General features: G+C 49.3%; 12 protein-coding genes, 2 tRNA genes and 1 other RNA gene. 12 read left to right on the top strand and 3 right to left on the bottom strand.

Going from position 1 to position 14,100, the window contains the following annotated elements:
* The first annotated feature begins 210 nt into the window (after window positions 1-210).
* Both ffs and BUQ91_RS02520 read left to right on the top strand, forming a co-directional pair.
* Window positions 211-307: signal recognition particle sRNA small type (gene ffs, locus BUQ91_RS02525), an RNA gene on the top strand.
* Between the two features lie 52 nt (window positions 308-359).
* Window positions 360-983, top strand: coding sequence for a histidine phosphatase family protein (locus tag BUQ91_RS02520; RefSeq protein WP_074208031.1), 624 nt, complete (start codon window positions 360-362; stop codon window positions 981-983).
* Window positions 984-1,043: 60 nt separating this feature from the next.
* Here the strand turns inward: BUQ91_RS02520 and BUQ91_RS02515 are convergent, their stop codons facing one another.
* Window positions 1,044-2,147 carry a DUF5683 domain-containing protein gene (locus tag BUQ91_RS02515; protein ID WP_139299674.1) on the bottom strand — a complete coding sequence of 368 codons (1,104 nt, stop codon included), beginning with the start codon at window positions 2,145-2,147 and terminating at the stop codon, window positions 1,044-1,046.
* 232 nt (window positions 2,148-2,379) lie between these two features.
* On the opposite strand from BUQ91_RS02515, the gene BUQ91_RS02510 reads away from it, so the two are divergent.
* From BUQ91_RS02510 to BUQ91_RS15485, 3 genes are all read left to right on the top strand, one after another.
* Window positions 2,380-2,913 carry a CinA family protein gene (locus BUQ91_RS02510; RefSeq protein WP_175545415.1) on the top strand — a complete coding sequence of 178 codons (534 nt, stop codon included), beginning with the start codon at window positions 2,380-2,382 and terminating at the stop codon, window positions 2,911-2,913.
* Window positions 2,914-2,955: 42 nt separating this feature from the next.
* Window positions 2,956-4,056, top strand: a complete 1,101-nt coding sequence (gene recA, locus BUQ91_RS02505) for a recombinase RecA (RefSeq protein WP_074208029.1) — start codon at window positions 2,956-2,958, stop codon at window positions 4,054-4,056.
* Window positions 4,057-4,296: 240 nt separating this feature from the next.
* Window positions 4,297-4,989 (top strand): hypothetical protein, encoded by a 693-nt coding sequence (locus BUQ91_RS15485; RefSeq protein ID WP_175566588.1) that lies wholly within the window; start codon window positions 4,297-4,299, stop codon window positions 4,987-4,989.
* On the opposite strand, the gene BUQ91_RS02500 is transcribed toward BUQ91_RS15485, so the two are convergent.
* Window positions 4,909-5,892, bottom strand: coding sequence for a hypothetical protein (locus BUQ91_RS02500; protein WP_072827323.1), 984 nt, complete (start codon window positions 5,890-5,892; stop codon window positions 4,909-4,911). The genes BUQ91_RS15485 and BUQ91_RS02500 overlap by 81 nt on opposite strands.
* Before the next feature lie 80 nt (window positions 5,893-5,972).
* On the opposite strand from BUQ91_RS02500, the gene BUQ91_RS02495 reads away from it, so the two are divergent.
* From BUQ91_RS02495 to tgt, 7 genes are all read left to right on the top strand, one after another.
* Entirely contained in the window at window positions 5,973-6,416 is a 444-nt protein-coding gene (locus BUQ91_RS02495; protein ID WP_072827324.1) for a hypothetical protein, read from the top strand.
* 150 nt (window positions 6,417-6,566) lie between these two features.
* A complete protein-coding gene (gene tpiA / locus BUQ91_RS02490; RefSeq protein WP_072827325.1) occupies window positions 6,567-7,328 on the top strand; it encodes a triose-phosphate isomerase in 762 nt (253 codons plus the stop codon).
* Between the two features lie 24 nt (window positions 7,329-7,352).
* Window positions 7,353-7,850, top strand: a complete 498-nt coding sequence (gene secG, locus BUQ91_RS02485; RefSeq protein WP_074208028.1) for a preprotein translocase subunit SecG — start codon at window positions 7,353-7,355, stop codon at window positions 7,848-7,850.
* A 200-nt stretch (window positions 7,851-8,050) separates the two neighbouring features.
* Window positions 8,051-9,412, top strand: a complete 1,362-nt coding sequence (gene murD / locus BUQ91_RS02480; RefSeq protein WP_074208027.1) for a UDP-N-acetylmuramoyl-L-alanine--D-glutamate ligase — start codon at window positions 8,051-8,053, stop codon at window positions 9,410-9,412.
* Between the two features lie 82 nt (window positions 9,413-9,494).
* Window positions 9,495-9,578: transfer RNA gene (locus BUQ91_RS02475), tRNA-Leu, on the top strand.
* Window positions 9,579-9,782: 204 nt separating this feature from the next.
* Window positions 9,783-9,866, top strand: a tRNA-Leu gene (locus BUQ91_RS02470).
* Between the two features lie 84 nt (window positions 9,867-9,950).
* Window positions 9,951-11,090, top strand: coding sequence for a tRNA guanosine(34) transglycosylase Tgt (gene tgt, locus BUQ91_RS02465; protein WP_072827328.1), 1,140 nt, complete (start codon window positions 9,951-9,953; stop codon window positions 11,088-11,090).
* Window positions 11,091-11,236: 146 nt separating this feature from the next.
* On the opposite strand, the gene BUQ91_RS02460 is transcribed toward tgt, so the two are convergent.
* Window positions 11,237-13,963 carry a cellulase family glycosylhydrolase gene (locus BUQ91_RS02460; RefSeq protein ID WP_254842213.1) on the bottom strand — a complete coding sequence of 909 codons (2,727 nt, stop codon included), beginning with the start codon at window positions 13,961-13,963 and terminating at the stop codon, window positions 11,237-11,239.
* Between the last annotated feature and the right edge of the window lie 137 nt (window positions 13,964-14,100).

The following is a 14,100-nucleotide window of genomic DNA, read 5'->3' as shown; positions in this document are numbered from 1 at the left end:
AAAAAAGTCTACTACCTCAAACACCTATTACTGAATATAGTAAGATTTTTTTAACAGTAAAACATTCGTTACGAAGAAAATACGAAAAATGGGGTAATTTTGACCACTTTTTGAGAAGTGACTTGAAAGGAACGTATTATATGGGATAATTTGTTGCACATAAAACGCCAAGCCCTTGCAAAATGAATACTTTGATTCTATATTTGCGGGTCCTAGGCCCTGCGCAATGATTATTTGCGGGCAACTCGCCAGGGCGAAAGCAGCAACGGACTTGCGGATCTTTATGTGCTCAGGTAGCCTAGGATTTTTTTATATTGCGCCCGCCAAGGGCGTTTTTTATTTAATAACCAACTAATATCATGATTCTTTGGACGATTCGACATACCAAGCCTTACAACCCCAATGACGTTTGCTACGGAAGACTGGACTTCGACGTCTCCCCTACATTTGATGACGAATCCGACAAAGCACTCAAGGCTCTTACCGAAGCGGACGCCAAGCCGACTCGCTTATTTTCGAGCCCGCTCATCCGCTGCACCAAGTTTGCAGACAAAGCATCAAAGCTACTGGGCTTGCCTGTCGAAAAGGAACCGGCTATTATAGAGCTCAACTTTGGCACATGGGAAGGGCAAAAGCTAACCGCGGTGCCCCGTTCGGAGATGCATGCCTGGACAAGCAACCTTCGCGGATTCAGATTCCCTGAAGGCGAGAACTTTTACGACATTGACGAACGCGCCGGAAAGTTCTTGGATACTCTCCCCGATGATGGAGAATTCCTTTGCATTACGCATGCAGGCGTAATCGCCGCATTACAACATTCCCGTTGCGGACTGCCAGATGAGGTCTTTGTTGAGGGAATGTTCTCTTATGCCATGGTCACTCGTTTTGAATTTACTCGTAACGAGGACGGGAAGTACCACGGAACGTTTACGAAGATTCACGATGGCATACCAATGCCAACGCTCAATATGGAAAAAGCGTAGACGATTGTGTATGGCGACCCCGGAACCGTGTCCGGGGTGACAAAGTGTGAAAACGAGACGTTAAAAATCGAGCGTCATGATGGCTTGGGCGCCGCCTTCGAAATTCGGGAGAAGAGCCATGTGCAAGGGGCTGTCGAAATCGCTTAGAAGCGCATCTACAGCGGCATCGGCGATAGAGTACAAGTAAATTAACACACCACCCCAAATGTACGTATTGCGGTTTTTGCGGTAGTACGTTACACGTTCCTTAATGCGATCGAATTCCTCAGACTTCGGGTTTTCTTTTTCGACCAAGTGTTTACGATCAAGGTAATAATTGACCATGTTCTGGGACGTAGAAACACTTGCAATTGCACCAAGGATACCCATGTAAACTAGACCGGCCTTGCCAAAATCACGATTGAAAATTTGACCACCGCCCGGCAAGATTGCCCAAAGAAGCGCCGTTTTCATATCGCGATATTCCGTACTTCGATAATTGTTGTTGTACCAAATGCCGAACGTATCGAACATTCCGTAAAGATGAACGCCTATAAGCCATGCGACTTCGGCTTTACAGACATCTTCCTGTTCCATCTTTTTATCGCTCTGCGCACGAACGCGTTCAAGGAACTCAAGGCGTTTTGCATGGAATTTAGCGACACTATCACGAGGACCTTCCATAATCTTCGAAGTAAAGTAACGGACAGAATCTTGGAAGGGACGAGCACGATCTAAAAGTCTATCGCGCTGGTACGACCTGTTGAAAAAAACATCGTAGATTAGCAAGCCTTCAATTCCTGTCAAGAATCCACCACGGACATAATGTTCCGTATAATATTGACCGCCACCAGGAAGCAGGCTAAAAAGCATGGCGTATTTAAGCGAATTGCGCTTGGTCGGGATATCCCATTCGTTCACGGGAAGCGTGTCGATAGCTTCGATGCCTGTTTTGCCCCTCAATAGAGGAGTTGTGGAGACTTCGAAACTTTCATCGGCGGGCGCTTCCGGGACATCTTCATCGTCGGACTCGTCATCGGCCTCTGCGGCAACCTCCACTGGGCTGCGGGTAGAATCGGGCGCACTCCGCTGAACCGAGTCGGAGACAGCAACCGGAGCAGTCGCCTCTGCAAAAAGAGACGAACAAAGCACCAAAAGCGCCATTATGAAGGTTTTCGCTATCATTGAGGGCGAATATAGAAAAAAGTTTATACGTGCAACGCTAGAGCAAAGAGATGCAAAGGCTGGAATTTATTTAATTTTTGCGTCACATGATGGAGATTCCCGGTCGGAGCCGGGAATGACAAAATGAGAACACACGTTAGAGATTCCCGGTCGGAGCCGGGAATGACAATTTTTTAAAAATTTTATTAAAATGTCTGTTTTTGACACTTAATGTTTTTAACTTATGGGTGTAATGATGAACGAACCAATCAATATCGAACACGAAATTCACGAACTGGCCATGAAGATCAAGGAAGAACTGATCAAGCGCGGAGAAATGATGGCAACGGCGGAATCCTGCACGGGCGGGCTTATCGCATCGAGCATCGTCAACGAGCCTGGTTCCTCTGCGATTCTCAAGGGTGGAATCGTAGCCTACCAGAACGAAGTCAAGCACGAAATGCTTGGGGTAAGCAACGAAATTCTTGAGAAATACGGCGCTGTCAGCGAACAGACCGTAAAAGCCATGGCCGAAGGCGCCCGCAAAACATTCCATTGCGAATGGGCGGTTGCCACTTCGGGAATTGCGGGACCAACCGGTGCAGAACCGGGAAAACCCGTCGGTACAGTATGGATGTGTGTCGCCAATAGTTTGCAAAATGAAGCCTTTTGCGAAATTTTTGCAGGAAATCGTGGACAAATCCGTGAAAAAAGCGTGTATAAGATAATGAGCAAGCTTCTTTTTTTACTGAATAGCCAAAAAAGCACTTGCACAAAAGTTCACTAATTAGTATATTAACAAAAAACAAGGATAAAAACGGAGTCTACAATGGCTAAGAAAACTACTACACCCACCAGCAACCTTTCCAGCGAAAAAGCAAAAGCAGTCGAAGCAGCAATTGCCCAGATTGAAAAGAATTACGGTAAAGGTTCTATCATGGCTCTCGGACAGCAACCGGTCGAAGACATCCCGGTCATTCCGACGGGCTGCATCCAGTTGGACATGGCTCTCGGCGTAGGCGGATTCCCCCGCGGACGTATCATCGAAATTTATGGACCGGAATCTTCCGGTAAGACAACGCTTGCATTGCATGCCATTGCCGAAGCGCAAAAGCTCGGCGGCGTTGCAGCATTCATCGACGCTGAACACGCCTTTGACGCGGTCTATGCCCGCAAGCTCGGCGTGGATATCGAATCGCTCCTCGTTTCCCAGCCGGATACCGGCGAGCAGGCTCTTGATATTGCCGAAACGCTCGTACGTTCTGGCGCCATCGACATCATCGTCGTAGACTCTGTGGCTGCCCTCGTCCCGCAAGCAGAAATCAATGGTGAAATGGGCGACAACCACGTGGGCCTCCAGGCCCGCCTCATGTCTCAGGCGCTCCGCAAGCTCACCGGCATTCTCTCGAAGTCGAACACCTGCATGTTGTTCATCAACCAGCTCCGTATGAAGATTGGCGTGATGTTCGGCAACCCGGAAACGACTACCGGTGGTAATGCACTCAAGTTCTACGCCACCCAGCGTATCGACATCCGTCGCATCGCCGCCATCAAGAACGGCGAAGAAGTCATCGGGAACCGCACCCGCGTGAAGATCGTGAAGAACAAGGTCGCTGCTCCGTTTACCCAGTGCGAATTCGACATCCTTTACGGCGTTGGCATTTCTCGCGAAGCCTCCATCCTCGACCTCGCCTGCGAACTGGATATCATCCAGAAGAGCGGCTCCTGGTTCAGCTACAACAACGAACGCATTGGCCAGGGTCGCGAAAACACCCGCCTGTTCTTGAAGGACAACACCGACCTCTGCAACGAAATCGAACAGAAGATTCGTGAAAGCATGAAGGACGTGGAACTCTTCAAGCTTGGCGAAAACGATTCCGTAGACATCGGTGACGATGGCGAAGGCGAAAGCATGCCGGACGAAGCATAACATTTCTTCCTGAAAAAAAACAAACCCCGGTTCTTCCTTTTTTAGCCATTTTGGAAGCGCTGGGGTTTTCTTTTATACTAAATTTACGTATTATTAACCATTCTTGCTTAACAGGATGCAATAACATTTACTTATATTAATTGTATGATAAAAGGCGCAAAACAGACGATACTTGCAATTTGTATATCGACCATCCCTATTTTGGCTCAAAACGCCAAACAAACAGTCTGTCCGCGGCTTTTGACCAATTCGTCTATAATCGTCAACATCAACGGAAAGTTCGTCAACGAAGAAAGAAACAGGACGAGCGTTTCCATCGAATGGCGCCATCATAGCGACGCCTTAGACACGTTCTTTGTCAACTTAAACGACAGCCCGTCGTTCAGCTACATTACCGCAGGCAAATTCCGCTACATGGAATTCGAAGAGGGGAAAGTAAAGAGGCAACTCGGCCTCCACCACCTCAGAGAAAATATCGGCAAAACACCCTTAAAGCTAGACGACCTGGAACTTTTGGCGAACGGCTACTTCAAGTGTCCGGACTCCACAAAGCAAGAAATCAACAACAACGTCCTTGCTACAGCAGCATCAAACACCTGGTGGAGCGTAGTCGTAGATTCCCTCCCCACCCCCGAAAAGGTCGTAATGCGCGGAGTCACCAAGAAGCCCCGTTACTTTTCCCTTGCTAACTGGAAAGCCTACGCTGGCGAAATGCTCCCAACATTGGCAAGCATATCGAGTGAAGACTACAGCGGAAGCCTCTGGATCCAGTCCGCTTATCCTAAAAAAGCTCTTGAGGCCGATCCGTTGCAAAAACCGGTCAAGCCCAAGATTCTCTTGCCTGTTCCCAAGTTATTTGGAAAAATTACTGTGGAAGGGGAACGAAAAATACCCCTCATACTCAAGCTGAACCAAAAGCTGCTGAGCGAATGATCCGTTATAGAATCTTTTTTTGTCACGGCTCCACATACCGGCCTTAACGACAACATTGCGAAGACCCTCTTTCCAAGAGAAATGCGCTCCCAGAAGCATCATGCGATAGCTCAGGGATTCTTTTTTAACGCTACCACCGCTGCGCAAAAGCCCTGTTTTTATATACATGCCATCGTAAACGACGGATACAAGATCATTGACGGGGAAACGTCCGAATGATTGCAATTCAATGATGTAATCACGGCTGAACACAGGAATATTGCGTTCATAGTCGTAGCTTTTGCCCTCGAAATCGGTGCTGATATCGGATAGAACATAATGGGCGCCAATGCCAATAATGCCACCATGCGGGAATGTATAGCTAAAATCGATACTCATATCGAAAAGCTGGGCGTAGTCAAAGTCAGAATTCGATTTGCCAACATTGTCCAAAATGTAATCGGAGTTCCATGTTTCAGCAATATGGCCACCGCCCTTCACATCGGCATTGACCATTTCCAAATTGGACTTGAAATAGAAATAGCTTTCATAGACAAAATTGAATTCAATCTGCGGGTTGATTCTGAAAGGACGAAGACCAAGCCCGGCACGATACCCGCCATAGAACGGAGTCACTTCAATAGAGGCGTCCATTCTGAGATAAGCAGAAGCAAAGCCAATAGGGTCTCCATAGTTCAGAGGCGCCAAAGGCTCAAGCCAGGTATAACGCATCCCGACCGCAGCTTGCGGAACCCACTGCCCCCACACAATCGGAGTATTCACCATTCCACCCCAAGAAAGGTTCGGTCCGTAACGGAGCCCGACTAAATTGGACTGGTCACGCCCAATTGCGCCAAAGCTCAAGGAGCTTAAAACAGCCACATTAAGTAAAATAATTTTAAACAAAGCGTTAATCTTATTCATTTCAGTGTAAAATCTAAAAATTATTTAGCTACTTGCGCAATAAATTCTTATTTTGTGGTCATCTATTACAAGGAGATCCAATGAAATTTTCACATCTGTGCGCTATTTCCTTCGGTGCACTCATGCTCTTTGGATGTACAAACAACAAGTATTCCTCCCCTGTGCTGATTGAACGCGGCGTAGGCCAGAACGAATACGAACGCGAGTACTTCATTTCCAAGGAAAGCATGGGCATCGACAAGCACTTGCAGAACACCTTCAAGCAAGGCTACATCGAAGAAGGCATGACAACCGACATGGTGAACCTCCTGTGGGGACCTCCCGATCATGAAACTGCAGATGGCATGGTCTGGGAATATTTCACACGCGAAGGTAAGCTTATCACTCGTTTGTTCTGGAAATATCCGGAACAGGCTCGTCTGAAAGGCTACGAAGGCGAAAAGGTTCTCGACAAGATCGAAGGCGACCGCTATGGTGGATCTCCTCCGCCAACATCTAGCCGTTCGAGCAACTACGAACACTAGTACTTAAACAAAACTGCACCCCTTGGTTTAACCGCCGAGGGGCTTTTTTTATAAAAAAGGCGGCCCCGGAACTGAGTCCGGGGTGACAGCAGAAAGAGGTTTTTCTACATTTACGCGCGTTAAATTTTAAACCTCTCAAGGAGTTATATCATGCGTCAGTATATTATTGCTGGTAACTGGAAGATGAACAAGACCGTTAGCGAATCCGTTCAGCTCGCTAAGGACATCGTTGAAGCTGTCAAGGACGTGAAGAAGACTGAAGTCGTTATCGCTCCGACCTACCTCGCTGCTGCTAAGGTTGCAGACGTCGTGAAGGGCACGAACGTGAAGCTCGCTATCCAGGACATCCACTGGAAGGACCAGGGCGCATACACCGGTAAGGTTTCCATCGACATGGTCAAGGAAATCGGTGCAGAATACGTGATTATCGGTCACTCCGAACAGCGCCAGTACTTCCACGAAACGGAAGAAACTGTGAACCTCAAGGTCAAGAAGACTCTCGAAGCAGGCCTCAAGCCGATCATCTGCATTGGTGAAACTCTCGACCAGCGCAACGGCGGCATCTTGAAGGAAGTTCTCGGCCTCCAGGTCAAGGGCGCATTCAAGGACGTTTCTGCTGAAGACGCTGCAAAGTGCGTTCTCGCATACGAACCGGTTTGGGCAATCGGTACTGGCGTTACCGCTACCGACGAACAGGCTGAAGAAACTCAGGCTTATGTCCGCTCTGTTGTTAAGGAAATCTACGGCGAAGCTGTTGCTGAAGGCATGCGCATCCAGTACGGTGGCTCCATGAAGGGTGCAAACGCTGCTGGCCTCCTCGCTCAGAAGGATATCGACGGTGGCTTGATTGGTGGTGCAGGTCTCAAGGCCAACACCTTCAAGGAAATCATCGACGCAGCTGAAGCCAAGTAACTTTTAACGAAAGGATCGTCACAAATGACAACTCTCTTTTGGGTATTGATCGTCCTCCACGTGTTTCTCTGCTTTTTCCTTGCTCTCCTCGTTCTCGTTCAGAACGACAAGATGGGCGGTTTGGCAGGTCTCGGTGGCATGACTTCGCAATCTGCATTTTCTACCGCCGGCGCAGCGACCTTCATCCAGAAGTTGACCCGTGTCGTTGCTGTGATTTTCTTCATCGTGGTTTTCGCACTCAGCCTCATCACGGCTAAGCAGGATCAGGCTGTTGAAGAATCGACCATGCAGAAGGCTACTCGTGAAAACGCAGCCGAACAGGCTCCGGAAATACCGGTTCTCCCGGCAACGTTCAACGCTCCGGCTGAAGCAGCTCCTGCTGCACCGGCTGCCGCTGAAGTGAAGGCTGAAGTTCCGGCCGCACCTGCAGCCGAAGTAAAGGCTGAAGCCGCTCCGGCTCCTGAAGCTGCTGCTCCGACAGAAGCCCCGAAGGCCAAGAAAGGCAAGAAGAAAGCCAAGTAAAAGATTAGATTGACTTGAATCAAGTCTGTCCGACCGCATTCAGAAGTCCGTTCTCGAAAGAGAGCGGATTTTTTATAAATAAAGTAACATACTTTAGTATAAAAAAGTACGAGCTCCCAATACCCATTTAATGATTGGTCAGAGAGCCCATTGCTGGTAAGGGTTGCTAAATTTTAATTGGAATTACATCAAGGATTTTTATGCAAAACTCACTCGTTTCTCCTGTTGGTATTTTAGGCTTTGGCGTCGAAGGCCAGAGCACGTTGCGTTATCTTTTCCGCGAAGGCATCAAGGACATTGTCGTGATGGACAAGAACCCAGTGACACTTCCGGATGTGCCCGCAGGCGTAAACGTCAAGGTTAGCAGCGGCGAAAACTATTTGGACGGACTCAAGGACTGCGTGACCGTTGTGCGTTCAGCGGGCGTTTATCCGATGAGCAAGGAGCTGTTCCATTTCCAGATGAACGGCGGCCTCATGACGAGTCAAATTCAACTGTTCTTAGAACAAACTCGTTCTGCAAAGGTGGTTGGCGTCACGGGTACACTCGGTAAGGGCTCAACCGTGAGCATGATTAGCCACATTTTGGACAAATGCGGCAAGGCGAACGCTATTGGCGGAAACTTTGGCGTACCGGCATTGGACTTACTTGAAGACGAGACTCCGGACCGCATCAGCATTTTGGAACTTTCAAGTTTTCAGCTAATGACTTTGTCCGTATCGCCGGATGTAGGCGTTGTGTTGCGCGTTTCGACGGAGCACTTGGATTGGCACAAGACAGTCGAAGAATACCGCGATGCAAAGGCTAATTTAGTGCGTTGGCAAAAGCGTGATGCAGCATGCGTTTATCTGAAAGATGCAGAACCGACTGCAAAGATTGCATCGGAAAGCCCGGCCAAGACAAAGTATGCGGTAAGCCTTAAGGATGGCGAAAGTGCAGGTGACGGCGATGCCGTAATTGACGGAGCAACACTTACAATTGATGGTGTAACTTTGTACCTCGCTGATTGCAAGGTTCGTGGTATTTATCAGCTCGAAAACATGGCTGCAGCAACACTTGCATGCAAGGCATTAGGCGTTAACATCGCCGATGCATTCGAAGCCCTCAAGAGCTACGAGACGCTCCCCTTCCGCATGGAATTCAAAGGCGAAAAGAACGGCATTGAATTTTACAACGATAGTTACGCAACACGCCCGGACGCAACGATCGCAGCCACCGCAAGCATGACGCGCCCGTTTGCGTTGATTTTGGGTGGTTCCGAAAAGAATGCCGACTTCACGGAACTTTCGAACATCTTGGTGAAGGAACGCCCGAACTTGAAGCGTATTGCACTTATTGGCGCCACCGCCGAACGCATGCTCGCCGACTTGAAGAAGGCCGGTATCAACGAAGCGGGAATCAAGACAGCAATCTTCCCCACGCTCGAAGAAGCTTTTGCAGATAGCCTCAACATCGGCAAAGGCGGCACGGTCATCATGAGCCCCGCCTGTGCAAGCTTTGGACTGTTCAAGAACTACAAAGTCCGCGGACAGGTTTTCGACAAGCTTGTTGCGGAGGTGTAAAAATTTTTGATAAAAAAGCGCGCAACCCCCTTTACAAGCTAAAAGTTTTATACTAAATTTGTGCCGTTCCGCTAAGGACCACGCGGTCGTGGTGGAATTGGTAGACACGCTAGCTTGAGGTGCTAGTGGGAGCAATCTCATGACAGTTCAAGTCTGTCCGACCGCAGAAAAAGACTCGATGTAAATCGAGTCTTTTTTCATTTTTGCACGAAGGGAGATTCCCGCTCGGAGGCGGGAATAACAAATAAAATGCCGACCCCGGCACAGAGGCCGGGGAGACATTGTCAAAAAAAAATTCAATTATTTTTCAACAAGAGTTTCCAAAATCAAAAAATTATACTATCTTTGTGTTCGTTCCGCTAAGGACCACGCGGTCGTGGTGGAATTGGTAGACACGCTAGCTTGAGGTGCTAGTGGGAGCAATCTCATGACAGTTCAAGTCTGTCCGACCGCAGAAAAAGACTCGATGAAAATCGAGTCTTTTTTATTTGCATTGGCGCCCTTTCCCACCATCCCATAAAATTCTACATTTGCATGCATGAACCGTTTTGAACTGAAAAAGACGTCGAAGAAATCCAAGGCCCGTCTGGGCGTTTTGCACACTGACCATGGCGACATCCAAACGCCAATTTTTATGCCGGTGGGCACCGAAGCGACCGTAAAGGCCGTAACACCCGCTCAACTCAAGGAAGACATCAAGGCCCAGATTATCCTCGCAAACACGTACCACTTGTACCTGCGCCCCACAACGCCAAAAATCGCTGCAGCAGGCGGCATCCACAAGTTCATGAGCTGGAATGGCCCGGTGCTCACGGATAGCGGTGGATTCCAAGTGTGGAGTTTGAAGGAACTTCGCAAGATCAAGCCCGAAGGTGTTGAATTCAGAAGCATTCTGGACGGTTCCAAGCACTTTTTTAGCCCGGCAAGCGTGATGAACGCCCAGCGCGAAATCGGCGCAGACATCATCATGGCACTTGACGAATGCACACCGTACCCAAGCACGGTCAAGGAAGCGGAACACAGCTTAAACTACACACTCCGCTGGACCGCCGAAGCGATGGAATGGCTCAAAGATCACCCGCCGATTCACGGTTACGATCAGCAGTTCTTTGGCATTATCCAAGGCGGAATGCACACGCATTTGCGCAAGCAGGCGATTGAACGCATCGCAGAACTCGGCCCCGATGGCTACGCCATGGGCGGACTTTCCGTCGGTGAACCGACCGAAACGATGTACGAAATTGCCGACTTCTGCACAGACTACTTGCCTACAGACCACCCGCGCTATGTGATGGGCGTCGGAACGCCGTGGAACTTGCTGGAATTGATCGGTCGCGGTGTCGACATGTTCGACTGCGTGATGCCCACGCGCAACGCCCGCAACGGCATGCTCTTCACAAGCGAAGGCGTGCTCCGTTACAAGGCCGCCCGCCATGCCGAAGAATACGACAAGCCGGTCGACCCCAATTGCGACTGCTACTGTTGCCGAAACTTCAGCCGCGCCTACTTGCGCCACCTGCACCATGCCGGGGAATCCCTCGGCTACACGCTCGCCAGCATCCACAATCTGCACTTCTACCTGCACTTGATGCAAGAGGCGAAGGACCACCTCGCCGACGATACTTTTGAAGAGTGGGCTAAGGCAAAATGCGAAGTGCTACAGAGAAACCTTGAATAAAAGGCGACCCCGGAATAAATCCGGGGTGACAGCCTGTGTCTTCCGCCTTCGGCGTCAGGATGACGAGACTGCAAAAACGCCTCGGACAGTTTGTCCGGGGCGTTTTTGATGGTTACTTAAGCGCTCCGCGGGGAGCGCAATCAGTCTTACTTGATAGAGATACGAGCAGTCTTTGCAGAGCCATTCATCATGACACGCACGACATAGTTGCCGTTGCTCAGGTTCTTGAGAGAAACCTGATGAACGCCAGCGCTCATATAATCAACATGGCTTTCGACAACATGACCCATCATATCGAACACCTGGATACGAGCTTCACCAGCCTGCTTGAAGTTCACATTGAGCATGTTGCCCTTGATGCCAACCTTGATGCCGCTAGCAGCGCGTGCAACCGTCTTGAAGCCGACCTTCGGGACTTCGACGCACTTGAGGTCGTCCACATAGAGGTAGTTGATTGTCGGCTGATAAACAATGCCCTTGTAGCCAATGACTTCCCAAGCCATCTTCTTGATAGCACCCCAATTGAGGTCCTTCGGATCTTGAGTCCAGTTCGGCTGAGCAATGTCTTCGACATTGATGACCATGGTCTTCCAATCCTGGGAATCATCAAGTGGATATTCGTGGTAAGCGTAGTCCGTCACAGAACCATCCTGAACCTTGAAGGTATGAGCGGATCCCTTGTAACGGTAGCTGATAGCACCGCACTTGCTCAAGTCAATACCCTTGGAGGTATCAGCATTGGTATTGAGGCCGAGAGCCACGAACGGAGCTTCCGTGTAGGTTCCCTGATCCCAACTGATGTCCTTCAAGCCAACAAAGCCCTTGGTACCATTCGTCGGATCTTGTGTACCCGGGAAGGCAACCACATAACCGCCAAGCTGTTGGTCATAGACGTTAGAAATAGAGGACTTTCCACCCGGTTCCTTATCCGTGTAAGCATACCAGGTACCCTTTGTCTTGAGAACTTCATCAAGATCTTCGACGTCGTCGATATCGACAACAGTCTTGTAGGTAATCGTAGCAGAAGAACCCGGAACGATTGCGCTAGAAGAAGAAGTTGCCTTTGCGCTGCTAGAAGAACCAGCAACAACAGAAGAAGAGCTCTGACCAACTGCAGCACTAGAAGAGGACTTCGGATTTTCGCTAGCACCACCGCTAACGGCAGTGAAGGAAAGACCGTCGCACTTCACGTCATCCACATAGAGGTACGGATACTTGGGTTGGTTCATATCGTCCGGAACCTTTTCGAGGCCCTTGATTTCCCAAGAAAGACGAGTTGCATTTTCCATCTTGATCGGCTTAGAGCGAGAATCATCACCCCAAGTTTCCTGCTTCAACATGTCCGTCGTAATTTCGACTTCCTTCCAACCTTCAGAAGCGTCCTTGTTCACGCGATGATAGTTGTAGTCAGTAACATCGGTCGTTTCGATAGCGAAGTTATGGCTTGCTCCCTTGTACTTGTACTTGATGGTCTTGCACTTGGAGAAGTCTGCATAAGCCTTCGGAGAATCCTTTGCCGGTTCCTTCAAAAGCGTGAGGAACATCTTGATGTACGGACCGTAAGTAAGGGAACCCTTACCAATCTTTACATCCTTAAGGGCTGCAACATACTTGGACGTATTCTTGTTGTCGCCGCTGACCGGGTAGACAACCTTATAGGTCGTGTTGCCAAAGTCATCTTCAATCTTTTCGTTAGAAATGGAGCTTGCACCGCCATTTTCCTGGTCTTCAACAGCAGCCCAAGCGCCACCGAGGTAACCATAACGGTCGCCATCTTCCAAGTCATCGAGGATAGAAGTCGAAGCACCGTTTGCGACACCCGTAGAGAAGCCAGACTGTTCTTCGGCATCACCATTCTGGAGGCCGCAATCCTTATAAGATGCGCCACCGAGCTTGCTCTTGACGTACTTACCAGAATTGGTGTAGGTGAAACCGTTTTCGAACACGGCATTAGCAAATGCAGCAGAAGTTTCGTTCATAGCAGAAGCGTTCCAGTTCGTCCAGGACACGCCCTTCTGAGCCATCCATTCTACCCACTGGTTACTGGAGCCTTCATCCGGCTGGCCATCACCATTGGCATTGACGGTACCCCATTCGGTAGCGAACACGGGAACGCCCTTACCCATTGCAGATTCCGCAGCCTTGTTATAGCCGCCATCGCCCATTCTGTGCGTTGCTGCGTAGAAGTGGAGCGTGCAGCCATAGTTCTTGTCGTTGATACCTGCGTTAGCGCAGTTATCCGGCTGGCTAGACCATCCCGGGCTACCCACGAGGATGAGGTTGTCGGAATACTTACGGATAACCGGAATCACCTGATCGGCATGCTGCTTCACGGCATCCATGCTACCGGTCGGTTCGTTCCAAATTTCGAAAATCACGTTGTTGTACTTGCCGTATTCCTGGGCTGCATATTCGAAGAACTTGACAGCATCGTTAGTAAAGCCATCAGAAGATTCGATGTGCCAGTCAATGATGACGTAAATGTCCTTATCGACAGCAGCGTTCACTACGGACTTGAGCAAAGCCTTCTGGAAGCCTTCGCCACCCGTCGTGTAAGAACGGCCCGAGCTGTTGAACTTTTCGTCAGCGGCACCAAGAGCAAAACGCACAACTTCGATACCCATGTCGTCAACCAAGCGGTTGATGCCCTTTTCAGAGTAGAAGTCGGTAGAATAGGTATTGCCCGAGCTCCAGAAGAGGCTCATGCCCTTCACCTGGACAGCCTTGTTTGCGTATTCAGGGCAGGAACCCGAAAGCTTGCCACCATTAGCCTTAAGTTCACCGTACGTGCTTACGGGGCCAACACGGCTTGCAGTCACTGCCATAGCAGAGGTCACGGCAGCGCACGTCAATAATGCGAAGACTTTTTTCATAAACATCCTTTTGGTTTACACCCAATCTCCGCAATCACAAATCCCAAGCGAAAGATATATAATATGGGGTTACTATAGTTGTAATTAATTTGGAAACATTCAAAAACGCTCAAAAAACGGCATTTTGATTAAAAATG

Source organism: Fibrobacter sp. UWB11 (assembly GCF_900143015.1).
Lineage (GTDB): Bacteria > Fibrobacterota > Fibrobacteria > Fibrobacterales > Fibrobacteraceae > Fibrobacter.
This window is presented reverse-complemented; position numbering and strand designations above follow the sequence as displayed.

Coding starts and splice junctions, on each gene's coding strand:
- BUQ91_RS02520 (WP_074208031.1), top strand. CDS start 360: ATGATTCTTTGGACGATTCGACATACCAAGCCTTACAACCCCAATGAC.
- BUQ91_RS02515 (WP_139299674.1), bottom strand. CDS start 2,147: ATGATAGCGAAAACCTTCATAATGGCGCTTTTGGTGCTTTGTTCGTCT.
- BUQ91_RS02510 (WP_175545415.1), top strand. CDS start 2,380: ATGATGAACGAACCAATCAATATCGAACACGAAATTCACGAACTGGCC.
- recA (WP_074208029.1), top strand. CDS start 2,956: ATGGCTAAGAAAACTACTACACCCACCAGCAACCTTTCCAGCGAAAAA.
- BUQ91_RS02500 (WP_072827323.1), bottom strand. CDS start 5,892: ATGAATAAGATTAACGCTTTGTTTAAAATTATTTTACTTAATGTGGCT.
- BUQ91_RS02495 (WP_072827324.1), top strand. CDS start 5,973: ATGAAATTTTCACATCTGTGCGCTATTTCCTTCGGTGCACTCATGCTC.
- tpiA (WP_072827325.1), top strand. CDS start 6,567: ATGCGTCAGTATATTATTGCTGGTAACTGGAAGATGAACAAGACCGTT.
- secG (WP_074208028.1), top strand. CDS start 7,353: ATGACAACTCTCTTTTGGGTATTGATCGTCCTCCACGTGTTTCTCTGC.
- murD (WP_074208027.1), top strand. CDS start 8,051: ATGCAAAACTCACTCGTTTCTCCTGTTGGTATTTTAGGCTTTGGCGTC.
- tgt (WP_072827328.1), top strand. CDS start 9,951: ATGAACCGTTTTGAACTGAAAAAGACGTCGAAGAAATCCAAGGCCCGT.
- BUQ91_RS02460 (WP_254842213.1), bottom strand. CDS start 13,963: ATGAAAAAAGTCTTCGCATTATTGACGTGCGCTGCCGTGACCTCTGCT.